Raw genomic sequence first — 25,423 nt, 5'->3', positions numbered from 1 at the left:
CGTGTGCTCTTCCGATCTTGATGAAATTAAATATATATACAACTATTAAATAATGCATTAATGAATATACTCGATGTTGACAAAAGACTTAATATGAAAATGAAAATTGTGATATCATCTGATTCATATATATTTAGATGGTCAAAGCTGCATAATTTAAATATGACGCTTTTTTTCAGGAGCCAGGAAAAGAAGAATTATGCAAATGTATTCATTTATAAGGATAAAAATAAAAAAATTCCGAAAGAGCTTCTTGAATCTTATGGTGCATCGGAATTTGAAAATTATTTTTATGTAACAGTACAAATATCAAATGAGAAAATAATAAATTTAATAAATGAGCTGGTTCAGGTTAAATCATTAAAGCTATCAGAAACAACAATAGAGGATGGCAAATTGATTATTAGATGCAGATTTCACAGTGATTACAAAGCAGAAATCTCGCAAATTGTAAACAGATATCTTCTTATTCCATATTTTATAGATGATATATTAATAAAGGAGTCTGAGGGTTACAAATATTTAATGTTTAAAAAAAACAAAAGGACAGGGCTGGCAGTCATAAAGTACAGCGTTCCGTTTGACATAAAAAATCTGGGATATGGGGCTAATTTAATTGAAAATAGAAATCTTGTGGCAGAGGCCATAAATGCTTTTTCTGATGATGAGAGTTTTAAAATTTTAGTTTATTCCGATTCTGAACTTGAGGAAAATGATGAATTAAAATGCATTTCAAAAAATGCATTAATTTATGAAACATACATAAAAGATCCATTGTTTTTACTCATGAAGGAAAGATTAAATAACCATGGCATATTCAGGGATGGGGCATATATCCAGATTAAAGATGGGAATGTAATCATAACACAATTTTTAAGTTCGTTTAGAGTCAATGAATATCTTCAAATTATGTATTCATCCGGCATGGAAATATATAAGGAGAACATTATAAAGCTTAAAATGTGCTCTGATATTTACGATGAGGTTTTCGATGATTTAAATATAGTATAATCTTAAAAATTAAAAATTAATGTATTATATTTAAGCGAAAGTATTATATTTTAAGCATATATTAAGTAGTATTGGCAGGAAATATATCAACTGATATTTTGCAGCGAATTGCGTCAAAATCGTTTTCTCTGGATACACATGCATTAAAAGTTGAGGCAAATTATTCTATAACTGGCATGTCAGGGACAGAATATCATTTTGATTATATTGTATTTTCCGGAGGGGAAAAAATTGCCATAAAAATTTCCTCTGACGTATCATCTATAAATGATATAATGCTTTTTAATTCACAATGTATTGACAGCGGAATTGATAAAAAGATAATGATTGCCAACCGTGAATTAAATGAAAATGAAAAAAGGATGTGCCAGGCCTTTGGCATCATAATAGCGGATATAAAAAATTATGAAAATGATGAGTTATATTCAGGAAGGGCAAAGTTTGGAATTCCAGAGCTGGATGCAAAGCTTGCCGGCGGATTGAGGCCTGGATATGTTTATCTAATATCAGGAAAGACAGGAGCAGGTAAAACTACCCTTTCCAGCATGTTTTTAAGCTTTGGTGCAAAAAATAATGAAAAGGGTCTAATGGTTTTAACCGATACATTTCCGGATCAGTTTTTGGATAATATAAGAACAATGGACATAGGCTTTGGAGAGGCATATGAAAATAAAATGATAGAGATAATGGAAATATCAGACCAGATAAGGGTCATGAAGTCTGAGGTTTCTTCAGGTAATACAGATTTCAGAAAATTTATTACTAAAATTATTACAGAATTAAAAAGAATAATAATTACAAAAAACATAAAACGCGTTGTTATAGACCCTGTTACATTACTGCTTATACCTGATGATGATTACATAAACCTATTCCTTAACAGCCTTGCAATGAAGGATGTTACAGTTATTATAACAAGTGGATTGAGAACCACTGAATTAAGCGTTTTTGGTATGGAGGAATATTATGTTACAGGTATTATCAAGCTTGATTATGTAACCACCGGCGAAAATATAGATAGAACATTAAGAATTGTTAAAATGAGGGGCTCAATATTTGATTCCACCCCATCAAAGTTTAAAATTACCTCGGCAGGTATAATAATGGATGGAAAAAATTCAGGAATTTCTTCCCCCCCCCCCCCGCGAATTCTGGGAGTTCAGACATATTTAAAAATATAGGTGATTAACTGAAAAAAAGAATATTTATCGTGGCAAATATTCTTTCAGTACTGTCCATTATTTTTATTATAGCTGGGATTATATCCTCTTTATATGCTGCAATTATTTTAAAGCATGGAGATTTACCAGAATATATTTTTACATTCTGGTTCTGGCTTGCCACGGTTTTCTTTGGAATTCAAAGTATTTCATACTTTATATCTTTCAGGAGAAGTATTTATAAGTATCCTGATACCATAAATTCCGCATATCTGCCGTCATTAAGAAACAGGGTGGCCATTCTGGTACCAATATTTAACGAGGATATAAATATGTGCATAGACAATTTGCTGGCAATTCATACAAATGCATCAAATTATGCAGAGATTTATGTACTTGATGATTCCAATAAGGTTGATACAGAACCCATTAAGGAGATATGCCAGAAACTTAATTTACACTACATACACAGGAATAACCGTAGCGGTTATAAGGCCGGCGCATTAAACAATGTTTTGAGAACACTTAATGTAGAGTATGTGGCTGTCATAGATATAGACCAGACGCCTGCACCGGATTTTGTCAGGGAGACTGTTGCCCTGCTGGATAGTCATCCAGAGGCTGGATTTGTTCAGGTTCCGCAGGTATATGCCAACACTGACAGTGGTGTTCTTCCAGAGCTGGCCCAGGCGCAACAGTTTTTATTTTATGAAATTTTAACAGAGGGGAAGAGTGTAACAGGATCATTATTCTCATGCGGTACAAATGTTATTTACCGGCTTAATGCTTTAAAATCAGTAAATTATTTTGATGAAACAAATATAGTTGAGGATATAGCCACATCACTAAATTTAATAGCCAGGGGATGGCACGGGCTTTACTATAATAAAAAACTGGTATTTGGAAGGGCCCCAACAACAATGCAGGGATATGTAAACCAGCAATCAAGATGGATGCTTGGATCTTTGTCACTTGTACCCAAGGTTTTTAAAAACATAATTTTTTCAAAAAAATACAGCCTGGTGGAAAGGATTGACTGGTTTGCGGCTGCTACGTGGTATTTCTTCGGATTCTTTTATATTGTTTTTCTAATAGCCCCGTTTCTTGATGTCCTCGGTATAAAGGTTCTAACCGTTAATAGCATCATATATTTTTTTGCATGGCTTCCATATACAATTATAGTAATGTTTTCATTCTTTTATTCAAATGTATCAAAGGGTGCTCCATTTAGGTATTTATTATACAATATGGGTGCAAACATGCTTATGTTTTCATTGAGCATACAGTCTGTGATTTATGCAATTCTAAGAAAGAAAAAACCGTTCACCACTGCAAGAACAGGAGGTACAATGCCATGGAGATGGTTCTGGCCGCAGTTCACCATGATGTTTTTATTGGGATTTTCATCTGTTTACCTGATAATACACTTTTCTTTGTATAATGCAATTACTGCATTCTGGGCAGTATTTCAGTTCATTTTATTTATACCGGTTATATTTATTAACAGACCTGTAAAACAATCAGAAATGGACATGCCAGTATTTAAAAATGCAAATTAAAATATGAAAACATTTTAATATAAATATTAAATAATATACTGTGGAGATAGAGGATATAGATAATAAACTGGACATGCACTTTGAGATACATTTCAATGACTGGTCCAAGATTACTGAGATATCAAGGGAGCTTTCTTATAACGGTGAAATAGCAATAATATCGGAAGAAAAATCAATATATTTCTATGTTTTTTTCCCCAAAAATGATGCCGATAAATACAGATACCTTTTTCCGTTGTTTGATGTTGAGGAAAGAAAAAATTATTTTATGGCACTTGGAAGGATAAATAATAGAAATATAAAGGATACAATTGACAGTATATCCAATATAGACGGATTAATTATTAATTCATACTGGCTTAAATCAGGAAGCATAGTAATGGAGGGTTACTTCCATCATAATAAGCTGCAGGAATTTTCCAATATAATTTTATCCCAGATTGTTCAGGCTAAAAATATAAATAAAATATTGTTAAGGCCGGTTAAAAGCATATATGCCAACATTAGAAACAGCTGCCAAAATTTTAAAAATATAGTAATTAGCATAAAGTATGATGAATTTAACAATGCCAGGGTTGCCCAGCTGCTTAAAAATACAGATACAATTGCCCAGCTTATAGATAATTATCCGGTTAATAATAAATTCAGAATAATTTTGTATTCAAATGATGATTTAACAAAATATGATGGTATAAATATAATATCAAGGGAGGATGGAATTTACACAACCAAAATAGAGGATGATTTTCTTGCAATATTAGGAAAAAAAACATTTGAATCAAGAATATCGTGGCAGTACTCTTTTATATATGAAAAAATGGGAAGAATTTATGCCAGTTTTTTAATACCTGATTACCGTGCAAGGGAGTACATTGATATGATTATTGCATCGCAGATGGAAATAAAGAGAATGGATCTTGTTACAATAGAAAATTATTCAAATATCAACGAAAATTAAATATTATTCTGTAAATGTTGCAGTATTGCCATATCCCTCATAAACAGTAATATAAAGTTTAAAATTATTTAAATATTTAATTAGCTCATTTTTTAATTTATTATAGATGAAAATTGCTATATATTCTGCAGATCCGACATTATATTCAAAAACAAATGCCTCATTAGAGTTTATTACAAGCTTCAATTGATCATTGACATAAACATAGTAATTATTTTCCCTTTCATATTTTATATCATTTTTAGGGATTATAAATTTATGGTCCATGGAATCTATTAAAGGTTTCACAAGATTTTTTATCACGGTAAAATCTATAACCATGCCGTTTTCTGAGATTTCATTACACTGAATTTCAACATCAAGGGCATAATCATGCCCGTGAAGGCGCCTGCATTTTATATTATCCGGGACGTAGTGCCCGGAACTCCATGTTAAATTTTTTTCCCTTCCAAGTATTTTTATTGTAAACATAATTAATCACCGATCATCTTCATGGCCTCAGCCTTTAATGACCTTACCGCCTTTTTAACCGATGGATTATATTTAAGTGATGAGGTTACCATGACAGCATTCTCCTGCTTGACACCGCGCATCATCATGCACATGTGCTTCCCCTTGACAATTACCATGACAAACAATGGATCAAGATTATTGTATAGAAAATCCACAATTTCTGATGTCATATTTTCCTGCAGCTGCGGCTTGCTCGCTATTTTATTAACCGATCTTACCAGCTTGCTGACACCAGCAATATAGCCTGCCGGCTTTGGCAGATATGCTATGCTAACAGTACCCTCAATGGGCAGAAGATGATGTGAGCACATTGAATAAAATGTTATATCCTTTAATATAACCATGCTTTCCTTGCCCTCCAGCCTGAACTTTGTAAAATTGAAATCTCCAGACTGGCGCCATTCCCTGAAAAAGCTGTCTATTCTTCTTGGAGTGTTTTCGAGCTCCTCATCATTAAACCATCCGTATTTTTCATGTAAATTGTATATTAACCTCTTAATGCTATCCCTAAGTTCATCCTCACCATACTCAGTTTCTGACATTATACACCTCTAAGATCGCCAAATATATATTTATGTTCCTGTATCATAAATTTAACATCCGCGGGGGCAGATTCAATAAATTTTTCTGCAATCTCCCTAATGCTAGATTTATACACCGGTTGTATTATGAATTGTATCTTTCTATTTATATTATTTTTTATTTTTATTATCTCCTCAATTGCAGTGTTAAAATCTTTTATATCTCCAGCAACAAATTTTATATAATCTCCATCTGACATATAATTAAGGTTATTATAATTAAATTTTCCATACATCCCAGATGATGGCAGCTTGAAGTCTATATCCTTGTAAACATTTTTATATAATGGTAGGAATCTTTTGATATCAATACTGCCTGAGGTCTCTAAAAGTATTTTATATTCAGGGTATATCAATTTAACAAGATCATTTAAATCTCTCTGAAGTAGGGGTTCCCCACCGGTGATACATATCCAGTTAAAATCGTTTTTTTGATGCCATCCATGAATTATATCAATAATCCTATCCAATGAATATTCAGTGCCCTCATTAAATGAGTACTTTGTATCACACCATGAACACCTTAAATTGCAGTATTCTGTTCTTATGAAGAGCATTTTTTCACCCGTGTAAATGCCCTCCCCCTGTAATGATAGAAATATTTCATTTATCCGCATGTTTTTAATAAGTTTAATGTGATAAAAAACATTTATGGTTAAATCGCATAAATTAATAAATATATTAAATATATACCTTAAAAAATGTCAACAACCTCTGAGAAAGTTCAGCAGTTTTTAAGGGACAATCCGGACATAAGAAATAGCATGAATATTGGAATAATTAACCAGTCGGCACTTGCCAGACATATAATGCATGAAATGTCAATAGAAAATTTTGACGCCGTACTTGCAGCGTTGAAACGCTATGATTATAAGGATCCATACCCATTAAAAAAGGAGATTCTCAAAAAATCCAATCTTGAGATGGTTTCAGGGCTTTCGATTATTGTTATAAAAAGGACATATAATAATTTAAAGATAATAACCAACATTATATTAAATAATAAAAGGTTAAATTCTGTAAAAATTGTTGATACATCGGATGGCATAGCATTAATAGCTGAGGATGTTATAGCATCAGAAATAATGAAATATGTGCCTGATGAACAGATATTAAAGGTTGATACAAACCTTGGCGAACTGATAATAAACAGTCCAGAAGCAATAGAGAAGGCAACAGGTTACATTAATTATATTACCTCACTATTATCAGATATAAATATATTGCAGATAATATCTTTTTACAATGATACAATTATAATACTTGACCAAAAAAATCTTACAGATGCCTTTAAAATAATTTCGTCAAAAATAGGTGAGTGAATTATTTTTATAGTTATTTATTATATGGCCCTATGAGCCGTTATGACCGGATAAATGAATTCAGGGAAAAGAACATTCCTTCAGGTGATGTTCTTTCTGCAGCTGATCTTAATAGAAATGACATAATAGTTGATGTTGGTGCCGGATCCGGATATTATTCAAGATTATTTTCTAATTATGTTGACACTGTTTATTCTGTTGAAATAAATCCAGAGGCTGTGGAATTAATAAGAAAAAATTCAATGGATAAAAATAATATAAAAATTATAAACGAGGATATATGCAGCCTTGATATAAAAAATTTTAACAAGGTTTTCTATTCACTGGTATTCCATGATATAGAGTGCAAGGATTATATTTTTAATTTTATGATTGGTAATTCTAAAAAACCATTAAAGGTCATACTGATAGAATTTAAGAATAATGCCCCAATTGGCCCACCTGTGAATATAAGGATAGAACATGACTGGCTTAAAAAAATATTTGAAAACCATGGATTCAGGGAAGAAAATTATATAGACCTTAAATACAATTACATAAATACATATATTATGAAATAAATGATAAAAAATTTATAAAATAATATAATTATTAAACCATGAGTGAGGATAATAACGGAAACCGTAATTCAATTAAACCTGTACCTAACAAAAAATTATTGATTCCTGATGCACCAATTAAAAATGGAAAAACAAAGGTAAGGGGCGGCAAGGAGAATGAGATACTTGAGGTAAATGAACCTGAAATAAATCCTTTTGGAATAAAGAATTCAAAGAGTATAATAAAGGAAAAACCAAAAAATAACCAGAATAAAAATAATGCAATATTTGGAAAAAAATAATATAGATTTAAAACCATTTTTAAATATAAATTTCTATGTGCATCATAAAAATATTATTTTGTAAATAACTCTAAAACATAAAATCAATATAAATTATTGACATAGCCAATTATGGTAATGTGTGTCATGTATAATTTAAAACTTAAAAATGTGCATCCATCAACAATATGTGTGCTGCTTTCCAAATTTGAGGATTCATTTAATGCGCTGCTGGATGTGATTACATCCCCGCTTCCAGAGGATAGCCTTGAGGAATTCATAGAGGGATATGCAAGAACCGACGAAATTATGCCTGAGGACAAAACCATTGGTTTTATAATAATAAATAAGGAAAAGAAGGTTGTGTCGTTAACCTTCACCCAGAATACCGGAATAGTAAGGCAGAATGTTGAAAAAATACTGGAAAAATATAAAAAACTTGGATACAAAACCGAGGTGGAGTACGCAAAAACTCCATATTAATACATTGTAAGGTTAAATTTTTTATCCATTTTCTCGTAATCATCTCTTGTATGGATTTCAAGAAGCTGTGATATTTTTTCCATAAATGGCACCGGATAGTTATCAAATTCCTCACGCCATAGAATTAGCCTCTTCTTTTCATCACTGAAAAGGACAACCTCTCCATGTTTCTGAAGGCAGTGTATGCATTCCGCAGCACTTAATGGGTCATCCTTAAGATCCTCAAAACATTCAGTATAGCTTTTCATAGATCACCGCACCTCTTTGCATCATATGACGGGTATTTTATATTATACCTGTTCATTGCGTATACTATATGATCCATTAATGACTGCTTATACTGTTCATAGGATTCAATATATGGTATAAAGCTCAGGTCCTCATTTTCAAGAAATTTGGAAAAATCATCCATGGATTCATTTCCCTCTATAACATTAATTATATGCTGTAAAAGTTTTTCCTGTTTAATTTTTCTGGCATGTTTATATCTTTCTAAATTCTTTGCCAGAACGGAGTAGGCATTCACAAGATCACCCTGGTCAATTGAATCCTTAAATACCTCAATAACATCATTTACATCCACATTAACACCTCATATTACCGCTATACCCACCAGATACGTATAAAGGAAGAACACCACACCAAAGGCCACAGTAAGTACTGCTGTGGCTATTAGTGAATACTTTACCGATGGTGTTAAATTAAATTCCACCCTGCTATCGTAAACATAGGATTCCCTTATAATTCTAAAATAATAAAATACAGATATTACACTGTTGATAATTGCTATGACTGCAAGCCACCACAGACCGGCTGCAACAAGTGAGAAGAATAAAAAGTATTTTGCAAGGAATCCGCCTGTAATTGGAACGCCTGCCAGGGAAATAAGCAGAATCCAGAACGAGAATGCAGATGCCGGTGATTTTTTGGACAGACCCCTAATATCATCTATCATTATCTTATCCTTCCTAATAAGGCTCATGGCAATGAATGACCCGCCCTTCATGAATATATAAACAAGGGAATAAAACATTGCCGTTGCAATACCAAGCCTTATATATGTGGCTGCCGGAACGGGTGATGAAATATTGTAATATGAATAGCTTATAAGTGCATAAACAAGTATCAGGTAACCTGCCTGCGAAACGCTTGAATATGCCAGAATCCGTTTTAAATTATTCTGTGACAGTGCTGCAACATTGCCGTATGTCATTGTAAGTATTGATAATATTGCGAAGAAATAAAATACATAGTTATAAAATGCAGAAAATCCAAGAACGAGTATTTTTAATAGAATCATGTATGCGACAATCTTGCTGCCCGTGGAAAGAAAGGCAGAAATTGAGTTTGGTGATCCATCATATGTATCAATGGCCCACTGCTGCATGGGGAATATTGCAAGCTTAAATCCAAAACCAATTATTATAAATATAAATGCAATGAGAACAGCCTTATCAAAATATATATGATTTACATCGAAAAGATTAAAGGTTCTAAGCCCAAGGTAAAAGAATGATATTCCAAGAACATTAAATGCTGTGCCCACAGTGCTTATTATGAAATATTTAAGTGAGCCCTCCAGGTTACGCCTTGTTTTGTTATATGCTGCAAGCACATATGTTATTATACTAACACCCTCAAATGATACAAATAATATTAAAAGGTTATATGTGTATGCAGATACCAGCATGGTTAATGTCATAAAAATTATAAGGGAATAAAATACATCATATCTCCCCCTTATATCGTTTAATGATGGTATTACAATCATCATTGATGACGCAATGAATATAAGTGCCCAGAATGAATCAAAATCATTGAAAATAAGACCGTATGAAGAATAATTATTTGAAAATATCAGGGATAGTATAAAGGCCAGTGCCAGTACAATTAATGTAAATAATGCCATGGCCTTTTTATTATCCTTTCTTATGCCAAATGCCAGCGCAACGAAACCTGCAATACCAAGCAATATTATTGAGTAAAAATATTCATAATCCATGTCAAAACACCACACTAAGAGCTTTTGCATAGGAGGCAAGCAGTTTAAACATTAATGTTGGATAAACACCAAAAAATATGGAAGATACCAGCATAAATAAAAGTATTAAGAACTCCGGTTTTGTAAGATCCTTAAGCGGGCCAAGCTTTTCATTATAAAAACCATACAATGAACGCTGTGCTGCCCATATAAAATATGCAGCAGTAACTATAAGCCCGAAAATAATTATAATTGCAAACAATCCTATTGTTTCAAATGATGAAACTGTAACAGAAAATTCACCTATAAAGCCTGCAAGTGCAGGCAGTCCAAGCGATCCGAGGAGTGCGGCAAGGAAAAATGTTGATGCGTATGGCATCTGCCTGTAAAGGCCACCAAGGCCATAAACCTGTATTGTATGGGTTCTTTTATAAATAAACAGCAATGAGGCGAAGGCAAGGGATGTAACAAATGCATGGGCTATGGTCTGGTACATTCCGCCTGCAAGGTCAAATGTTTTAACATATCCTGTTGATATAATGCTTGTGCCAAACGATATTGTCACAAATGCCATTTCGCCTGCGCTCGAGTATGCTATCATCCTTTTCAGGTTTGTCTGGAACATTGATGTAAATGCAAAGTAAACAACGCTTATTAGGCCAAGTATTATTAAAAAGTAGACAAGACTCTTTGGGAATAGTGGTGTAACCGGGTATAATATGCCTAAAAGTCCATAACCACCCATGGATAAAAGTCCGCCGGATAATAAAATACTCCCTGAAAATGGCGCTGTATAATGTGCATTGGGCAGCCATTCATGTAATGGAAATGTTGGGAGCTTGATTAGAAAAGCAAGGAGAAAACCAAAAAATGAGAAATAAAGTGCGAATTTTGGCAGTGATTTCTGAAATGCCAGATTCATAAGATCTGATATCTGAAATGTAAATACCTTGAATTCAATAAAATAATATGTAGAAAGCATGAATATTGATAGAAGCAGAAAAAGTGACCCCACATGTGTATAAATAAAGAATTTAATTGATATTTTTTCCTTGTTTATTGTGCCATACTTTGCTATGATGAAAAACATCGGTATTAAAACAACCTCCCAGAATATATAAAAGAACAGAAAATTTCTGACAGAAAATAAACCAACAAGACCAAATCCAACTGACATTAAAAGCCCAAAGAATGTGTCGTTATTTTCCCTTTCACCTATGGAAAGTGCAAATATTGTCACAATAAGTGCCATAATAACCAATAAATCTGTGAACCCTGTGAGGCCAAGTGAAAAATTTAACTCTATATGTATTCCTGAACTTGTATAATTTGCCAGAACATAATTGTATTTTGCAATTATATTTCCAAGGTAATTATTAAACCTAATGAAAGAGTATATTACAAAGGCCACAGACATTATACCAAGAAATACCATTGAAAAGTATTTGGCATATGACCTGGCAAAGAATGTAATAACCACGCCTATAAATAATACCAGAAGAAAATATGGAAGGAACATTATTTAATCATCCCCAGAAGTTCTATTATTATGAATAATATAGATAGACCTATGAGCAGAAAAACAACATAATAACCTGCAGAACCCGTCTGAATTTTTCTAAGGCCGGTACCGGCATCAGCAAGGTCAGAACCCATTTTATCTATGCTGTTATCATATGTTCTATCCCCATGGCCTATATAAAATGATAATGGTAATATGATCCTTTCAGCAACATAATCAGTATAAATGATATCAAGATAAAATTTGTTTTTAATTATTCTGTACAGAGGATTTCTTGATATATCTATCTTCTTATTTACTGTGTAATAATATATCATATATGCTATTCCTATGCCTATAAATGAAAATATTACGGGTATTACAGCTATGTAAAGTGGTGGTGTATATATATTTACTCCAGAGTATAAAAATTTATAGAATGGCTTCTGAATAATTCCAAGGGTAAGCGATAGAAATGCAAGCACCATAAGGGGCGTTAAATATACAAGTTTTGGGTCCCTGGCATGTTCGGCAAGGTATGATCTTGGCTTCCCAAGAAATACAAGAAAATACATTCTAAATGTATATACCGCAGTAAGAATTTCGCTAAAGAGAAGCAAAAGCCATGGTATAATGCTTCCCCCATTTAAATAATATTCATATGATGCTGATATAATCTGGCCCTTTGAAAAGTATCCAGCTGTTGGCGGTATGGCCGCAAGTGTTATTGCGCCTATTAGCATAAGAATTGCGGTTACAGGCATTCTTCTGAAGAGACCCCCCATTTGCTTTATATCCCTCAATTCAAGCAGTGCTATTAGTATAACTGCTGCAGACATAAACAAAAGTGCCTTAAATATGGCATGAACCACAAGATGATACATGCCAAATGTGACACCAGAATAGCCAATAATACCTCCAAGGCCTATCGATGCCAGCATGTAACCCAGCTGGCTTATTGTTGAATATGCAAGTACCCTCTTTATGTCATTCATGACTATGCCTAGTATGCCTGCGAAAAATGCTGTAAATGCACCTATGGCGGTAACGGTATAAAGTGAGTATGCCGCTGAGTACTCAAATAATGGAAAAACTCTTGCCACAAGATAAACACCGGCGGTAACCATTGTTGCCGCATGTATAAGGGCGGAAACAGTGGTTGGGCCCTCCATGGCATCAGGTATCCACACGTGCAGCGGGAACTGAGCTGATTTTGCTATGGCCCCTGCAAGAATTAAGAGTGTTGCAAGTGCAAGCGTATTTTTTCCAATTAAAATGGATATTTTATGTGCATTTGTAATAAGATATGGTATGCTGAGGGGGCTCACAGGGCTTATTTTAACAAGTGAGGTGTAAAGCACTGCCATGCCTATAATAAATAAAAGGTCCCCCACCCTTGTAACAAGAAATGCTTTTTTTGCAGCAGAGGCTGCATTTGGCTTGAAAAACCAGAAGCCTATTAATAAATATGAGCAAAGCCCGACTATTTCCCAGAAAAGGAATAATAAAACCAGATTGGATGATATAACAAGCCCCAGCATTGCTGTAACAAACAGACTTGTTTCTGAGAAGTATATATTTTTTCTTGGGTCCTCCCTCATATAAAATATGGCAAAGAGATTAATCATTAATGAAACAAAGGAAACCATCATTGCCATTAAAACGGTAAGATGGTCTATGTATATACCAAAATCTATATTATAAAACCACTGGTAATGGACATATATTGCATTATGATTTAAAAGATACAGATATGCATCTATTACAAGTATTAATGATAATAATATCATTATTGAGCTGAAAATTCCAGATAATTTTAGTCTGTATTTTCCAATTATGTATTCAGCAGGAAATGCAATTAATGGAAATATAAAAATTAAAAAGTATATGCCTACCATTTTATCTCCCTCAGCAGTGAAATGTTAATCTTACCATATTTTTTATAAACAACTGTAAATATTGCTATGCCCACAGCAGTTTCTATTACGCCAACAGCAATAATAAATAATGCAAATATTATCAGGCTTGTGGAATAATATAATGATGCTATGCCCACAACGTTTATTAATGCAGCGTTTAAAAGAATTTCGAGTGATATTATAAGCCTTATTCCAACCCTGGATGTTATAATACCGTATATGCCTATTGTAAAAAGAAGTAATGATAATTCAAGTACATATATAATATTCATTTTACCTCACCTGCTATAAACATAACACCTATGATGGATGCAACAAGTATAACTGAAAGCAGTTCAAATGGAACAAGGTAGGCTGAAAAGAGTAATTTTCCTATATTAAATAAATTCTGTGTCCTTGGTATAAAGCTTGCCCTAATGAAAAGTATGTTTGCCGCGAATATTATAAAAAATACCGATACCGCAATTTTTTGCAATTTATTCTTCATTTTCATAGCCTCCGGTCAGCATTAAAACAAACACAATTAGTATTATAACAGCGCCAGCATATACAAGGATTTCAACAGCGCCGATAAAGCTAAGGCCAAGCAGTATAAACATTGCAGCCAGATCAAGAAGAAACATAAGAAGATATATTGTTGAATGGGTTAGATTATTGGTTCTTACGCTTGCCGCAGCAAAAATGACCGCAATGGCTGCCAGTATAAGAAAAATTAACGTATAAATCATTTTATGACCTCATCCTCCTGCATTGTTAGCTCCTTTGGTGAGTATGTAAAACTGTTTCTGGTTCTTGCATCCTCGAACTGATGTGTTAGGTATATTGCATCTGTGGGGCATATTTCCTCACAGTTTCTGCAAACCGTGCACGTTCCAAAATTTACATCCGGGTAAATGTGCCTCTTGTTCTGAAGATTTTCTCTTGCCCCTCTGGCAGTTTCTATAACAACGTCACCCTTGGGTTTTGCCTCCTCATCTATTTTCCAGACCTCCATCTTAATGCTGTGGTTTGGACAAACCTGCTCGCATAATGTGCATCCAATACATGCCTCAGGGCTCAGAAATATTCTAAAACGGAATCTTTCAGGTATTTCTCCCTTATCCTCTGGATACTGAACAGTCACAGGCTTCTTAAACATGAACCTTCCTATATTATACATTGTCTGCAATGAACCTATGACCGGAATCGGCTTTTTTGGTATTTTTACCTCCTTTACTGTTGCAACCATCTTTCATCACCTTATATACAAAACAAACAGGCCTGCATAAACAAGATTTATAATGGATATGGGAAGCAGGTATTTCCAGCCGAGATTTACGAATTTATCAACCCTGATTCTTGGCAGGGACACCCATGCCAGGAATGCTATTAAAACAAGTATTATTGTTTTTATAAACAGGTATATAAACCCTAAATCAGAACTTGCCGGCCCATTATATGCACCCAGGTATAAAATTGAAACAAAGAATGAACCAAGGTAAACCATGCCAAAAAGACCTATATAAAATAGACCGAATCTCATTCCAGAATACTCTGTTGTGTATCCTGTTATTAATTCACTATCACTTTCGGCCAGATCAAATGGTGTAAATGATGCCCTGGCCACCATCGATATGTAAAATATGAGAAGGCCGAGGGGGTCAATAATTCCATATGGTATTACCTGATTTTCAACTATACCTGCAAGACTCAGGCTGTTATATGTCTGTGCCCCTGTTATAAACGACCTGGATGATATCATTATTATGGCCAGTGCACTTATTAGCATTGGAACCTCAAATGAAACATCCTTTGCAACCCCCCTTAAGGCACCAAGCAATGCATAATTACTCTTTGTGCTTATTCCGGCAAGGATTTCTCCAATGGGCAGCAGTGATAAAACTCCAAATAAAAGTACTAGTGTAACATCAGAATGTGTTATTGTAAGCGACCCAAAGTAGGCAAGACTTCCATATGGGATTATAACAAATGATACCATGGTTGTCATCATTATAATTAAGGGCGCGAGCCTGTAGGCCAGATCGTCCCTGTTTGCTGGAAGTATTGATTCCTTGCCAATAAGTTTAAACGCATCGGCAACAACCTGCAGCAGACCATATTTTCCAACCCTGTTTGGTCCTATCCTCAGCTGTATTCTTGCCATGTATTTTCTGAATACATATATTAGGGCCATAAATGAAATTCCAACAAATATTAAGATGAATATTGTTTCAAGCAAATATGCTATACCGTAGGAAACTCCAGGCCCAAGAAACGAAAACCAGTCATGAATTCTAATTAATAGATTCATCTGTCAATCTCACCTATTACAGTATCTATTGATCCTATGATCACAATCAAATCTGCTATCATTAAGCCCCTTGCCATTACAGGTACTACTGATATATTCTTAAATGCCGGGCTCCTGACGTGAACACGGTAAGGTTTTACTGTATTATCCCCCCTTACATAAACACCAAATTCACCATTGTCGGATTCAACCCTTGAAAAGACCTCTCCATCACCCTTAACCCTTAGCATCAATGATTTTTTTGCCTTATTATTAAAATATGGCCCATCCGGTATCTTATCAAGGCACTGATCTATAATTCTGATGGACTGCCTCATCTCCTCAATTTTCAGCACAAACCTTCCAATGTTATCCTTCCTGTGCGATATGGGCACATCAAAGTTTACCTTATCATAGAATAGATAAGGTGCATCCTTTCTAACATCGTATGCAATGCCTGACCCCCTTAAAAGTGGGCCGGTAACACCGTAATCCAGTGCCACATCAGGTTCGAGGATTCCTATTCCATCATTCCTCTGCCAGAATATTTCACTGTGTATAAACATGTTATATATGTCCTCAAGCCTCTTTTTGAAATTTTTCGAAAATTCCCTGATGTCATTTATAATTTTTTCATTAAAGTCCTGGTAAACACCGCCAATGCTTATGTAATTTACCTCCTGCCTTCCACCGGAGGCCTCCACAAATATTTTCTGGATTTTTTCCCTTTCTGCAAAGCAGTGAAAGAATGGGGTTAGCATGCCCATATCAAGGCCAAAAGCACCAAGTCCAACAAGCCTGGCTGCAAGCCTGTTTAATTCGGCCATAATCATTCTAATCCATTGTGCCCTTTCCGGTGCCTCTATGCCTGTTAATTTTTCAACCGCAGTTACATATCCAAGCTCCATATTCATTGCGTCCAGATAATCCATTCTATCGAAATATATGATATTGTTAGCATAAATATTAAGCTCACAGATCTTTTCTGCATTGCGGTGCAGAAATCCTATGGTTATATCAACATCCTCTATGATTTCCTCATTTAATTTAACCCTGAATCTTAATATTCCATGTATTGAGGGGTGCACGGGGCCAAGGTTTAATACAGTATATCTTGACATTACCAGCCCTCCCTTTCATCAAAGCTTACATGCTCATTTCCCTCAGAATCCATGCTTACATACTGAACCTTCTTTAAATCATAATCCTTTCTTAACGGATGGCCTACCCACTCATCTGGAAGTAGTATGCGTCTTAGGTTTTCATGTCCCTCAAATATTATTCCCATAAGATCATACTGTTCGCGTTCATCCCAGTCTGCTGCCTTCCATAAACCAACAAGTGATGGTACCTTTGAATCGTAGGTTAATACCTTGACACCAAGGTACTCATTTTTATCGAAATTATGTAAATGATAAATAACCTCCAGATGATCTTTCATATCAACGCCGGTTATTGATGAGAGATAATATCCCTGTGATTTAAACTCTGTCATTGCCTCTATTAAATCCTTCTTATCCAGGGTGATTACCCTCATTCCTCCCTTATCCTTTTCATCAGCAATTATATTATACATAAAATCACCTGTCCGTTTCGCCCCTTATTTTTTTCTGAAGTGTTATTATTCCGTATGTTAAGGCCTGTGGAGAGGGTGGGCAGCCGGGTACATAAACATCCACCGGAATAACCTTATCAACACCGAGGACAACTGAATAACCATCGACGTATGGCCCGCCCTGAATAACGCATACACCCATTGCTATGACATATTTTGGATAGGGCATTTCCTCATATATCCTTCTGACCCTTGGTGCCATTCTTTTTGTTGTTGTACCTGCAACTATCATTAAATCTGACTGCCTTGGAGAATTCCTGAATATTTCACTGCCGAACCTCGATATGTCCAGATCTGCAGCCTGGGTGGCCATCATTTCTATGGCGCAGCACGCCAGCCCCATGGTCAGGGGCCAGAGCGAGTTGGATCTGCCCCATTCAAGGGCCTTTTCCAGTGTTGTTGTTTTAACTCCCAGGTCTCCGGTCTTCATCTCATCCACCTCATATATCCACGTCTAAAGGCATAGTATACAGCAAATAATGGCATGGCTATAAATATAATTGTCTCTATGAACGAAAATAGGCCAAGTGAGTAAAAATCAAATGCCCAGGGAAGCAATAAAAGCATATCTATATCGAAGAGAACAAATAATAAGACTATTACATAATACTGCACTGTTATATTTCCAGCAGGATATTCCTTTGCAACCTCACCGCTCTCAAATGGATGCAGGTATGAATCGTCCTTTGCCGGTGGATTGTTTTCTATCGCCAGGTTTTCCATAATATCCTTTCTTTTAAGGCTTATCTTCCATGGCCTGTACCTGTTCTGTGAAATTGATGGCAGGATTTTAAATAGCAAATAAAGGGAAAGGCCAACCAAAATTATTGTAATCATTAATGCAATGTAACCCGTTAACATTAAGTGTATATTTTTTATCTATATATAATAATGTCGTTAGTAAGAAAACTAAAGGTTCCACAATAAACAAATGTAAAAATTTTTTATACTTTATTTGATATTTGTTATACAAAAACTGTAATTTTAATCAAAAAAGTACATTTCATAAAATCGTATTACGAATTATTTTTAATATTTTCGAATATTTTTATTGCGTCTCTGGCATCAAATGACGACTTAGTTTTATTCTTTAATAAATATATTAGATTTTTCTCTGTTATTTCCTGTGTTCTCATCAATTCTATAATTATCTCCCTTAATCTGCCGGCATCCAGAGGTTTTAATTCTTCGGCATTTGCCAGAATTTTTAATGGATACTTCCCTGATACGTATAATTCAAGAGCCTTTTCAACAGAATCACGACCCCATTTGTTTTCATTTGCCATGGTAAATATCTCCATCAGTTCATCTCCTGATAATTTCTTATTGTATTTTTTTTCATATTCAGGTAATTTTTGAAGTATAATCCTTGAAATTATTTTTGGTTCGTTTAATACTTTAATATAATCCTTGAAATCCCCATAAAGATTATTATTTATTATTCCCATGGCCTCTGTTTGTGAGAAACCATAATTATTTTTTAAATTGTTTAATGCGTCCTCCATGGATTCGGGAACAAGCCCTTCAAGGCTATTAAGCCGTTTTAGTGGTATTTCTATTAAGCCAATATCCGTCTCAGGGTACATTCTCTCACCACCTGAGAGTGGCCTTAAAAACCTTGTTTCACCATCCTCAGTTGCTGCCCTTGTTTCTGCAAGATTCATTGACATTAAATTTTTCAGCCTTTCATCAAGCTCAGATTTAAAGGCGGTTATAATTTCAGGGTCCGTAATTACCATTATGATGGCATCATTATTTTCAATGCCCATAAAATTGTTAATATTATTTACATCATTATCGGTGAGACCGTATCCGGGAAGTTCATCACTGTGCATCATTCCACCAATACCCATATTTTTTGCGACATCTGCAAGCTCTCTACCAAGCCGGTAATTTCCATTCTTAAGAAGGCCACGGGCATTGTTTATTTTAGCACAGAAAACCTTTTTATTTTTATTTAGCCCTGCTTTAATGATTTTTGAATCTGTATCTTTTAAAATGTGTGTAATATCCATAAAATCTGTGATTTCTGTTCCACCCCTTGCCTTTATTATACCGGATATGTCTGCCAGTGATTTTTGTCTTTGAATTTCATATTTAATTGTGTCCTTTATCAGGGATAGTTTGGAAACTCCCTTTATCTCAACACGGCCGTAGCCCATTGAAAAATTAACATCCTGCCTGATGGAGTCAACCTCTCCCCTGAATTTTCCGGTGGACATGACTATAAATCCTATCTTTCTTGCAGTTTCAATTGCATGGTTTTCATCCTTAATATCTGGCTCTGTGGAGATTTCTATTAATGGAATTCCAAGGCGATCCAGAGAATAAAACGCATTTTTACCGCTTTCAGATATTTTTCTGGATGCATCCTCCTCTAGTGTAACAGTTGAAATTCTTACCCTTCCCTGGGATGTTTCTACATATCCATTTAACCCTACAATCCCTGTGCGCTGGAAACCTGATGTGTTTGACCCATCTATAACTATTTTTCTCATAAAGGAAACATAATCAACAATTTTACAGTGAAGGGCCATTGATACTATAATTGCCGTATTTATATTAGAATCATCCGGCATATGCGGTGGCTCCTCATCAGCATCAACCAAACATGAATTGGTGCTGGTATAGTAATTGAAATCCCGGTTTCGTATATTCTCATATCTTGCCGCACGATCAATATGGCCCATCTCACTCATTGTTGGTGTCATTTTTCTTTTAAAAAGATAATTAGATTTTTCTCCTTCAGTGCTGCAGCTACAGAAAAGTTTAACGCCCTTTAATTGAAAATGTATCTCCAAACCTATTTTCATTATTACCACTCCAGAATTCTTCTGCTGTTCAACTCACCACGCAGATTTGATTTCATTAACTTTACAAGGTTATCGGGGTAATTTGCAAGGAGGAACATTGCCTTAACCATGGCAGTTTCAGGTAGCATGTCCCCAAGTGGAATTACACCGGCATCCAGAAGATATCTACCTGTGGAGTAAACATTCAGATTAACTGAACCATAAAGGCACTGCGATGTCATAAAAAAATATGTATCCTTGGAAAGCCTTTTAATCGCATTGATAATATTGTCTGAAACATGGCCAAGGCCAGTACCCATAATTATAACTGCCTTTTTGTTTGCTGCAATATTAATAAAGTCCTCCTCTGGCATTCCGGGATAAAAATAAATAATTGATACAGAATCATCCATTTTATCATTTAATATATTTTCATCCTGTCTTTTCATGGCATTATTATTCACGCTGACCCTGCCATCAGTGTATGTTGCAAGAGGCCTGATGCCTATGGACTGAAATGCATCCCTTCTGCTTGTATGCATTTTTCTGGCCCTTACACCCCTGTGAAATGACACAGTGCCATCCGACGTGTCAGAATGCATCACAATTCCGACCTCGCCAATGTCTGATTTTGTAAAATTTATTGATGCCTCTATATTTATAAATGCATCACTGCTTGGCCTGTCGGAGCTCCTCTGGCTGCCAGTAAGTATTATTGGCCCTGTTAATTTTTCAAACATAAAGGATAAGGCAGAGGCTGTATGCTGCATTGTGTCAGTTCCATGGAATATTACAACACCAGCATTTTTATTTAAAACGTCCCTGGCCCTTCTTGCATACTCAATCCAGTATTTTGAATTTACATTTTCACTTAATATATTTGCGACATTTATCTGTTTAACATTAAATTCAGATATATTATTAACAAAATTATATATATACGATATATCCCTAACAGGCTTAACCGCACCTGTCCTGTAATCGACGGAGCTGCCGATGGTTCCACCGGTGGTTAATATGTAAACCTCATTTTTACCATTTATTTTGATTTCCCTTATATTATCCTGTGCAACGTAATTATTTTCATATTCCCTTAAAATTTTGATGTTTTCATTTAGGGCGCTGATATTATAACCATTTGATAGCTTTATTGTGGTAATTTTTCCATCATTTTTTATGAATATACCACTGTATGAATCACCCTTATATTCAAAATCAATTTTTTCCCCTGTTTTCATTTGTTGCCTATTGTTAAAATATATAAAAACTTTATAATTATTAATATTAAGAATTTACATAAAACCATGGCCTTTCATAATTTCCCTAGCAATTATTAGTTTTTGTATTTCATTTGTGCCCTCATATATCTGGGTTATCTTTGCATCCCTGAGATGCCTTTCAGCATTAAAATCAGTGGTATAACCGTATCCACCAAAGAGCTGCAATGACCTTTCTGCAACATACATGGCAGTATCAGATGCATACATTTTTGCTATTGATGATGCCTCAATTGAATTCTGCTTTTTATCATATTTATCAGCTGCATCATAAATTAAAAGCTCTGATGCTTTTATTCTTGATTCCATTTCCGCAATGGTAAACTGTATACCCTCAAAGTTAATTATTTTATTTCCAAACTGTCTTCTGGTATTAATATATTCAAGTGCCTCATCAAACGCTGATTTGGCTATTCCCAGTGCCTGGGCCGCCACACCAACCCTTCCAGCGTCCAGGGTCTCCATTATAACCCTAAAACCATCATTATATTTCCCCACAATGTTTGAGGAATCCACAAATACATTATTAAAATTCAGTTCAACGGTGCTTGACCCCCTGATTCCAAGCTTGTGTATATCCCTGCTTATTTCAAGACCTGGTGTATTTGCATCAACCACAAATGTTGTTATGCCCTTATGCTTTAATGCTCTATCCGTGCTTGTATCAACCACAAAAAACTTTGCCGTTCTGCCATTTGAAATAAATGTCTTTGTTCCGTTTATTACATAGCCATCACCTGATTTTTCCGCCCTTGTGGTTATCGATGCGGCGTCACTACCGGCACCGGGTTCTGTGATTGCGAGGCCTCCAATTTCACCTGAAGCCACCCTTGTTAGGTATCTTTGCTTTAAGTCCTCGCTTCCAAACATTATAACCGGCTCGGCAAATAGTGTTAATGTCCCATCAAGTATTAATGCAGTGCTTGGACATGCATATGAGATTTCCTCAATAATTTTCATTAAAACTGAGAATCGAAGGCCGTTACCACCATATTTTTCTGGTATATAAAGTGCAAAGAGGCCCATATCCCTCATGGCCTGAATAATATCCTCGGGGACATAAGCCTTCTCATCTATTTCCCGTGCCCGGGGTTTAATCTTTGATTCTGCAAGCTCATGAACAACATTTATTATCTGATTTTCTGTCTCATTAAACATAATAGTGAATGGTATTAATTAATAATATTTTTCGCAATGAAATAAAATTATAAGGAGATTTTAGATTTGGTGCTGTGTATAACATAGCATTAAATATATCAAATAAGAATGTTTTAATCTTTGGTGCCGGCAGAATTGCTGAAAGAAAAATAAAAACAATAATAGATGAAAATTGCAAAATAACAGTTATAAGCGTTAATGCAACAGAATACATAAAGGCTTTGGCCACCAATGGTAAAATAAGGTTAATGCTCAGAAATGGCAGTATAAATGATGTTAGTAAAAAATATTTTATTATTTTTGCAGCAACATCAAATAAAGAACTAAATAATGAAATATGTAAAACGGCAGATTCCATGAATATACTCTGCGATAATGTGTCCAATCATAATACATCAAACTTTATTTCTTCTGCAAGTATGAAAATAAGCGGCATTAGCATTTCAATAAATACCGGCGGTGTAAATCCATCCCTGGCAAAAATTTTGAAAGGGGAGCTTTACAATGATATCATGGATGGAAAAAATGAATTTGTTAAACACATAAAATATTTATTAGATAATTAATTAATGAATTATGAAATACCTTGGCACAAAAAAAGTATATGAGAATATTAATGAAATAATTAATCCTGAGCATACAGCAATTGTTCTCTGGGACCTGCAAAATGGTCTTGTTGAGAATGTTTTCAACAAAGATGAGCTGATAGGTAATATAAAATCTCTTATTGCAGAGGCACGCAAAAAGAATATTAAGCTAATTTATACTAAAATAACACCACTTCCATTTGAATACATGCCCGCACCAGGAATTTATTCCTATATGAAAAGGTTTCATATAGATGACCCATCCAAACTGCCGGTTTTTATGAAACCAGGATCCAGAGAGGCTGAAATTTACAGTGACTTTGAGCCCTCTGATAGGGACTTCGTGCTAAATAAAAATACTGCAAGCATATTTATTGGCACAAACATCGATAATATGCTTAAGGCCGCAAAAATAGAGACCTTGATTTTTACAGGCATTGCAACAGAAATAGGCGTGGAATCAAGTGTTAGGGACTCTCTAAATCTCGGTTATTATACCGTTGTTGCATCTGATTCTTGTTCATCGGCAAACAGGGAGGGGCATGAGGCAGCCCTGAAATCCATGGGAAGTGTTGCCATAATTGAAACAACAAAAAATATAATCTCAACATTAGAAAAGTTATAATATTATTTTTGTTTTATATTTTTATGGATATTAAAAAATATATAAAAATTAAGAATGACATAGAGACTATTGTAGGTATAATTATTGGTATTATATTTGGCGCAAGATTTATCTCCTTTTTAAGCGCATATGTTTTACATTATACATCAATGAATTTATCATCCGGTGCAGGTATATATGCGCCATTAATTGCCATCATTACTGGTATAATAATATTCTTTGGTATAAGAACCCTTGCCTATTTATTATCATCTATGTTCCTGGGCATGGGCATAGGAATAGCCTTCTATGATTTAACAGGAATAGACATACTGCATAAAATTGCTGTGGTATTAGCCTATTTACCATTTGTACATTAAATATTTATCAAATGATAATTACCATAATCAAAATGATATATACAGTATTTTTATAATAATTTGGTTCCCAATTTTTATAAATTTGATATGAAAACAAAAATCATAAAGATAATATATGGAAATAATGATACACAAAAGAATGTTTTCGATTATGCATAAAAGGCTTGATCATAAATTTATACAGCTCCTGCAGAGGTTTAATGATTCACATGATTATGGCCCCATAATAGATTACTTTAGGGATAATCTGGAAAGCATTAAAAAATATTATAATAAAAATATTGCAGATATATTGTATAATTATTTGAAATTTAATGATATACCGGAAGAATTAAGAAATTTAATATATTCTGTTGACCCGGAAAATAAAATTTTTGACACCATAAAATTAAAAGGTTTTATAAAAAATGATGATTTCAACAGTTTTATAGATTATCTAGGTTCAAAAAGGGAATTGATTAATGATGATTACATAGCATCACTTTTAAATAATTTCCTGGATAAACGGCCAGAGTTTGACCGTGTATATTACCTTATATACTTTGGTAAATACAGCGCTGATCTAATTAATGAATACCTTCAAAAGTTTTATAATTATGATGATTTCAGGAAACTTGTGGATCTTATCATTGAATTATATGGTAAGGATTATGCCATGGATGCAATTAATAATTGCATTTCCATCAATAATGATATAAGGTGTATGTATTTGCTTGGTGATCTGCTTCTTGAAACTGGCCAGAAGGAAAAATTAATACCGCTTGTAAATAAAATTATATCGCTTAACCCAAAAAAACCAAATATGAGGATAGCAAGGTACCTGTTCTACACAGGCAATTACAAGCAAAGTATAGATTACATGATATTATCAGATAACACCAATCAGATGCTGGCAGATGCCTATTATTATTCAGGGAATTATGAAAATGCACT

32 protein-coding genes are annotated in these 25,423 nt (G+C 34.4%); 12 read left to right on the top strand and 20 right to left on the bottom strand.

The annotated features are described in order from the left end of the window. Nucleotides 1-60 precede the first annotated feature (60 nt). The 4 genes from AOG55_RS05585 to AOG55_RS05570 all read left to right on the top strand — a co-directional run bounded on the left by AOG55_RS05585 (nt 61) and on the right by AOG55_RS05570 (nt 4,688). Entirely contained in the window at nt 61-1,011 is a 951-nt protein-coding gene (locus tag AOG55_RS05585; protein ID WP_055041021.1) for a hypothetical protein, read from the top strand. A 71-nt stretch (nt 1,012-1,082) separates the two neighbouring features. Next, a complete protein-coding gene (locus AOG55_RS05580; protein ID WP_055041020.1) occupies nt 1,083-2,192 on the top strand; it encodes an RAD55 family ATPase in 1,110 nt (369 codons plus the stop codon). Nucleotides 2,193-2,221: 29 nt separating this feature from the next. Continuing rightward, a complete protein-coding gene (locus tag AOG55_RS05575; RefSeq protein WP_055041019.1) occupies nt 2,222-3,730 on the top strand; it encodes a glycosyltransferase family 2 protein in 1,509 nt (502 codons plus the stop codon). Between the two features lie 40 nt (nt 3,731-3,770). Beyond that, a complete protein-coding gene (locus AOG55_RS05570) occupies nt 3,771-4,688 on the top strand; it encodes a hypothetical protein (protein WP_055041018.1) in 918 nt (305 codons plus the stop codon). Nucleotides 4,689-4,691: 3 nt separating this feature from the next. Here AOG55_RS05570 and AOG55_RS05565 read toward each other — a convergent pair whose 3' ends face one another. From AOG55_RS05565 to AOG55_RS05555, 3 genes are read right to left on the bottom strand one after another with little or no spacing between them, the layout of a single operon-like run. Further along, nucleotides 4,692-5,159, bottom strand: coding sequence for a 6-pyruvoyl trahydropterin synthase family protein (locus AOG55_RS05565; RefSeq protein ID WP_052656657.1), 468 nt, complete (start codon nt 5,157-5,159; stop codon nt 4,692-4,694). A gap of 2 nt (nt 5,160-5,161) precedes the next feature. Next, nucleotides 5,162-5,743 carry a GTP cyclohydrolase I gene (gene folE / locus AOG55_RS05560; RefSeq protein WP_048100947.1) on the bottom strand — a complete coding sequence of 194 codons (582 nt, stop codon included), beginning with the start codon at nt 5,741-5,743 and terminating at the stop codon, nt 5,162-5,164. After that, nucleotides 5,743-6,399 carry a 7-carboxy-7-deazaguanine synthase QueE gene (locus tag AOG55_RS05555; RefSeq protein ID WP_048100946.1) on the bottom strand — a complete coding sequence of 219 codons (657 nt, stop codon included), beginning with the start codon at nt 6,397-6,399 and terminating at the stop codon, nt 5,743-5,745. Before AOG55_RS05555 ends, folE begins: the two co-directional genes overlap by 1 nt. Nucleotides 6,400-6,483: 84 nt before the next feature. On the opposite strand from AOG55_RS05555, the gene AOG55_RS05550 reads away from it, so the two are divergent. The 4 genes from AOG55_RS05550 to AOG55_RS05535 all read left to right on the top strand — a co-directional run bounded on the left by AOG55_RS05550 (nt 6,484) and on the right by AOG55_RS05535 (nt 8,407). Next, complete coding sequence (locus AOG55_RS05550) at nt 6,484-7,104, top strand: hypothetical protein (protein ID WP_048100945.1); 621 nt, start codon at nt 6,484-6,486, stop codon at nt 7,102-7,104. A gap of 32 nt (nt 7,105-7,136) precedes the next feature. Continuing rightward, nucleotides 7,137-7,664, top strand: a complete 528-nt coding sequence (locus tag AOG55_RS05545; RefSeq protein ID WP_048100944.1) for a class I SAM-dependent methyltransferase — start codon at nt 7,137-7,139, stop codon at nt 7,662-7,664. 38 nt (nt 7,665-7,702) lie between these two features. Then, nucleotides 7,703-7,945 (top strand): hypothetical protein, encoded by a 243-nt coding sequence (locus tag AOG55_RS05540; protein ID WP_048100943.1) that lies wholly within the window; start codon nt 7,703-7,705, stop codon nt 7,943-7,945. Between the two features lie 111 nt (nt 7,946-8,056). Then, nucleotides 8,057-8,407: a TA0956 family protein gene (locus AOG55_RS05535; protein ID WP_048100942.1), complete on the top strand. Its 351-nt coding sequence runs from the start codon at nt 8,057-8,059 to the stop codon at nt 8,405-8,407. Here AOG55_RS05535 and AOG55_RS05530 read toward each other — a convergent pair. The 17 genes from AOG55_RS05530 to AOG55_RS05450 all read right to left on the bottom strand — a co-directional run bounded on the left by AOG55_RS05530 (nt 8,404) and on the right by AOG55_RS05450 (nt 22,919). Continuing rightward, nucleotides 8,404-8,655: a hypothetical protein gene (locus AOG55_RS05530; RefSeq protein ID WP_048100941.1), complete on the bottom strand. Its 252-nt coding sequence runs from the start codon at nt 8,653-8,655 to the stop codon at nt 8,404-8,406. The genes AOG55_RS05535 and AOG55_RS05530 overlap by 4 nt on opposite strands. After that, nucleotides 8,652-8,990 carry a hypothetical protein gene (locus AOG55_RS05525; RefSeq protein WP_048100940.1) on the bottom strand — a complete coding sequence of 113 codons (339 nt, stop codon included), beginning with the start codon at nt 8,988-8,990 and terminating at the stop codon, nt 8,652-8,654. The genes AOG55_RS05530 and AOG55_RS05525 overlap by 4 nt, the downstream gene beginning before the upstream one ends. 9 nt (nt 8,991-8,999) lie before the next feature. Continuing rightward, a complete protein-coding gene (nuoN, locus tag AOG55_RS05520) occupies nt 9,000-10,409 on the bottom strand; it encodes an NADH-quinone oxidoreductase subunit NuoN (protein WP_048101331.1) in 1,410 nt (469 codons plus the stop codon). Between the two features lies 1 nt (nt 10,410). Beyond that, on the bottom strand, nt 10,411-11,907 hold the full coding sequence (locus tag AOG55_RS05515; protein WP_048100939.1) for an NADH-quinone oxidoreductase subunit M: 1,497 nt from the start codon (nt 11,905-11,907) through the stop codon (nt 10,411-10,413). Further along, nucleotides 11,907-13,787, bottom strand: coding sequence for an NADH-quinone oxidoreductase subunit 5 family protein (locus AOG55_RS05510; protein ID WP_048100938.1), 1,881 nt, complete (start codon nt 13,785-13,787; stop codon nt 11,907-11,909). The genes AOG55_RS05515 and AOG55_RS05510 overlap by 1 nt, the downstream gene beginning before the upstream one ends. Beyond that, nucleotides 13,781-14,080, bottom strand: a complete 300-nt coding sequence (gene nuoK / locus AOG55_RS05505) for an NADH-quinone oxidoreductase subunit NuoK (protein ID WP_048100937.1) — start codon at nt 14,078-14,080, stop codon at nt 13,781-13,783. Before nuoK ends, AOG55_RS05510 begins: the two co-directional genes overlap by 7 nt. Beyond that, nucleotides 14,077-14,295, bottom strand: a complete 219-nt coding sequence (locus AOG55_RS05500; protein WP_048101330.1) for an NADH-quinone oxidoreductase subunit J — start codon at nt 14,293-14,295, stop codon at nt 14,077-14,079. Before AOG55_RS05500 ends, nuoK begins: the two co-directional genes overlap by 4 nt. Beyond that, a complete protein-coding gene (locus AOG55_RS05495; RefSeq protein WP_048100936.1) occupies nt 14,285-14,536 on the bottom strand; it encodes an NADH-quinone oxidoreductase subunit J in 252 nt (83 codons plus the stop codon). Before AOG55_RS05495 ends, AOG55_RS05500 begins: the two co-directional genes overlap by 11 nt. Further along, entirely contained in the window at nt 14,533-15,036 is a 504-nt protein-coding gene (nuoI, locus tag AOG55_RS05490; protein ID WP_048100935.1) for an NADH-quinone oxidoreductase subunit NuoI, read from the bottom strand. Before nuoI ends, AOG55_RS05495 begins: the two co-directional genes overlap by 4 nt. A 6-nt stretch (nt 15,037-15,042) precedes the next feature. Next, nucleotides 15,043-16,098: a complex I subunit 1/NuoH family protein gene (locus AOG55_RS05485; RefSeq protein WP_048100934.1), complete on the bottom strand. Its 1,056-nt coding sequence runs from the start codon at nt 16,096-16,098 to the stop codon at nt 15,043-15,045. Further along, entirely contained in the window at nt 16,095-17,198 is a 1,104-nt protein-coding gene (locus AOG55_RS05480) for an NADH-quinone oxidoreductase subunit D (RefSeq protein WP_048100933.1), read from the bottom strand. Before AOG55_RS05480 ends, AOG55_RS05485 begins: the two co-directional genes overlap by 4 nt. Further along, a complete protein-coding gene (locus AOG55_RS05475) occupies nt 17,198-17,653 on the bottom strand; it encodes an NADH-quinone oxidoreductase subunit C (protein ID WP_048100932.1) in 456 nt (151 codons plus the stop codon). The genes AOG55_RS05480 and AOG55_RS05475 overlap by 1 nt, the downstream gene beginning before the upstream one ends. Nucleotides 17,654-17,657: 4 nt before the next feature. Next, the gene (locus tag AOG55_RS05470; RefSeq protein WP_048100931.1) at nt 17,658-18,122 is read right to left on the bottom strand and encodes an NADH-quinone oxidoreductase subunit B; all 465 of its coding nucleotides are present in this window, start codon (nt 18,120-18,122) and stop codon (nt 17,658-17,660) included. Beyond that, a complete protein-coding gene (gene ndhC / locus AOG55_RS05465) occupies nt 18,119-18,553 on the bottom strand; it encodes an NADH-quinone oxidoreductase subunit A (protein ID WP_061950506.1) in 435 nt (144 codons plus the stop codon). The genes AOG55_RS05470 and ndhC overlap by 4 nt, the downstream gene beginning before the upstream one ends. A gap of 155 nt (nt 18,554-18,708) precedes the next feature. Then, entirely contained in the window at nt 18,709-20,505 is a 1,797-nt protein-coding gene (gene gatE / locus AOG55_RS05460) for a Glu-tRNA(Gln) amidotransferase subunit GatE (protein ID WP_048100929.1), read from the bottom strand. Nucleotides 20,506-20,507: 2 nt separating this feature from the next. Beyond that, complete coding sequence (gene gatD / locus AOG55_RS05455; protein WP_048100928.1) at nt 20,508-21,722, bottom strand: Glu-tRNA(Gln) amidotransferase subunit GatD; 1,215 nt, start codon at nt 21,720-21,722, stop codon at nt 20,508-20,510. Nucleotides 21,723-21,776: 54 nt separating this feature from the next. Continuing rightward, the gene (locus AOG55_RS05450; RefSeq protein ID WP_048100927.1) at nt 21,777-22,919 is read right to left on the bottom strand and encodes an acyl-CoA dehydrogenase family protein; all 1,143 of its coding nucleotides are present in this window, start codon (nt 22,917-22,919) and stop codon (nt 21,777-21,779) included. Nucleotides 22,920-22,993: 74 nt separating this feature from the next. Here AOG55_RS05450 and AOG55_RS05445 point away from each other — a divergent pair, with 74 nt between their 5' ends. From AOG55_RS05445 to AOG55_RS05430, 4 genes are all read left to right on the top strand, one after another. Beyond that, nucleotides 22,994-23,485: a precorrin-2 dehydrogenase/sirohydrochlorin ferrochelatase family protein gene (locus AOG55_RS05445; RefSeq protein WP_048100926.1), complete on the top strand. Its 492-nt coding sequence runs from the start codon at nt 22,994-22,996 to the stop codon at nt 23,483-23,485. 10 nt (nt 23,486-23,495) lie between these two features. Continuing rightward, nucleotides 23,496-24,131, top strand: coding sequence for an isochorismatase family cysteine hydrolase (locus AOG55_RS05440; protein WP_048100925.1), 636 nt, complete (start codon nt 23,496-23,498; stop codon nt 24,129-24,131). 23 nt (nt 24,132-24,154) lie between these two features. Beyond that, nucleotides 24,155-24,490 carry a hypothetical protein gene (locus tag AOG55_RS05435; RefSeq protein ID WP_048100924.1) on the top strand — a complete coding sequence of 112 codons (336 nt, stop codon included), beginning with the start codon at nt 24,155-24,157 and terminating at the stop codon, nt 24,488-24,490. 139 nt (nt 24,491-24,629) lie between these two features. Further along, nucleotides 24,630-25,423: tetratricopeptide repeat protein (locus AOG55_RS05430; protein ID WP_201779084.1), on the top strand; the 794-nt coding region annotated here is incomplete at its 3' end.

The sequence above is a fragment of the Acidiplasma cupricumulans genome (assembly GCF_001402935.1).
GTDB classification, from domain to species: domain Archaea; phylum Thermoplasmatota; class Thermoplasmata; order Thermoplasmatales; family Thermoplasmataceae; genus Acidiplasma; species Acidiplasma aeolicum.
The sequence above is the reverse complement of the archived record's forward strand: the minus strand, read 5'-3'. Positions and strand labels throughout refer to the sequence as shown.

Excerpts from the sequence above, each read along its gene's own strand:
- AOG55_RS05585 (WP_055041021.1), top strand. The coding sequence starts at position 61 with ATGAATATACTCGATGTTGACAAAAGACTTAATATGAAAATGAAAATT.
- AOG55_RS05565 (WP_052656657.1), bottom strand. The coding sequence starts at position 5,159 with ATGTTTACAATAAAAATACTTGGAAGGGAAAAAAATTTAACATGGAGT.
- folE (WP_048100947.1), bottom strand. The coding sequence starts at position 5,743 with ATGTCAGAAACTGAGTATGGTGAGGATGAACTTAGGGATAGCATTAAG.
- AOG55_RS05555 (WP_048100946.1), bottom strand. The coding sequence starts at position 6,399 with ATGCGGATAAATGAAATATTTCTATCATTACAGGGGGAGGGCATTTAC.
- AOG55_RS05550 (WP_048100945.1), top strand. The coding sequence starts at position 6,484 with ATGTCAACAACCTCTGAGAAAGTTCAGCAGTTTTTAAGGGACAATCCG.
- AOG55_RS05545 (WP_048100944.1), top strand. The coding sequence starts at position 7,137 with ATGAGCCGTTATGACCGGATAAATGAATTCAGGGAAAAGAACATTCCT.
- AOG55_RS05540 (WP_048100943.1), top strand. The coding sequence starts at position 7,703 with ATGAGTGAGGATAATAACGGAAACCGTAATTCAATTAAACCTGTACCT.
- AOG55_RS05535 (WP_048100942.1), top strand. The coding sequence starts at position 8,057 with ATGGTAATGTGTGTCATGTATAATTTAAAACTTAAAAATGTGCATCCA.
- AOG55_RS05530 (WP_048100941.1), bottom strand. The coding sequence starts at position 8,655 with ATGAAAAGCTATACTGAATGTTTTGAGGATCTTAAGGATGACCCATTA.
- nuoN (WP_048101331.1), bottom strand. The coding sequence starts at position 10,409 with ATGGATTATGAATATTTTTACTCAATAATATTGCTTGGTATTGCAGGT.
- AOG55_RS05515 (WP_048100939.1), bottom strand. The coding sequence starts at position 11,907 with ATGTTCCTTCCATATTTTCTTCTGGTATTATTTATAGGCGTGGTTATT.
- AOG55_RS05510 (WP_048100938.1), bottom strand. The coding sequence starts at position 13,787 with ATGGTAGGCATATACTTTTTAATTTTTATATTTCCATTAATTGCATTT.
- nuoK (WP_048100937.1), bottom strand. The coding sequence starts at position 14,080 with ATGAATATTATATATGTACTTGAATTATCATTACTTCTTTTTACAATA.
- AOG55_RS05500 (WP_048101330.1), bottom strand. The coding sequence starts at position 14,295 with ATGAAGAATAAATTGCAAAAAATTGCGGTATCGGTATTTTTTATAATA.
- AOG55_RS05495 (WP_048100936.1), bottom strand. The coding sequence starts at position 14,536 with ATGATTTATACGTTAATTTTTCTTATACTGGCAGCCATTGCGGTCATT.
- nuoI (WP_048100935.1), bottom strand. The coding sequence starts at position 15,036 with ATGGTTGCAACAGTAAAGGAGGTAAAAATACCAAAAAAGCCGATTCCG.
- AOG55_RS05485 (WP_048100934.1), bottom strand. The coding sequence starts at position 16,098 with ATGAATCTATTAATTAGAATTCATGACTGGTTTTCGTTTCTTGGGCCT.
- AOG55_RS05480 (WP_048100933.1), bottom strand. The coding sequence starts at position 17,198 with ATGTCAAGATATACTGTATTAAACCTTGGCCCCGTGCACCCCTCAATA.
- AOG55_RS05475 (WP_048100932.1), bottom strand. The coding sequence starts at position 17,653 with ATGTATAATATAATTGCTGATGAAAAGGATAAGGGAGGAATGAGGGTA.
- AOG55_RS05470 (WP_048100931.1), bottom strand. The coding sequence starts at position 18,122 with ATGAAGACCGGAGACCTGGGAGTTAAAACAACAACACTGGAAAAGGCC.
- ndhC (WP_061950506.1), bottom strand. The coding sequence starts at position 18,553 with ATGTTAACGGGTTACATTGCATTAATGATTACAATAATTTTGGTTGGC.
- gatE (WP_048100929.1), bottom strand. The coding sequence starts at position 20,505 with ATGAAAATAGGTTTGGAGATACATTTTCAATTAAAGGGCGTTAAACTT.
- gatD (WP_048100928.1), bottom strand. The coding sequence starts at position 21,722 with ATGAAAACAGGGGAAAAAATTGATTTTGAATATAAGGGTGATTCATAC.
- AOG55_RS05450 (WP_048100927.1), bottom strand. The coding sequence starts at position 22,919 with ATGTTTAATGAGACAGAAAATCAGATAATAAATGTTGTTCATGAGCTT.
- AOG55_RS05440 (WP_048100925.1), top strand. The coding sequence starts at position 23,496 with ATGAAATACCTTGGCACAAAAAAAGTATATGAGAATATTAATGAAATA.
- AOG55_RS05435 (WP_048100924.1), top strand. The coding sequence starts at position 24,155 with ATGGATATTAAAAAATATATAAAAATTAAGAATGACATAGAGACTATT.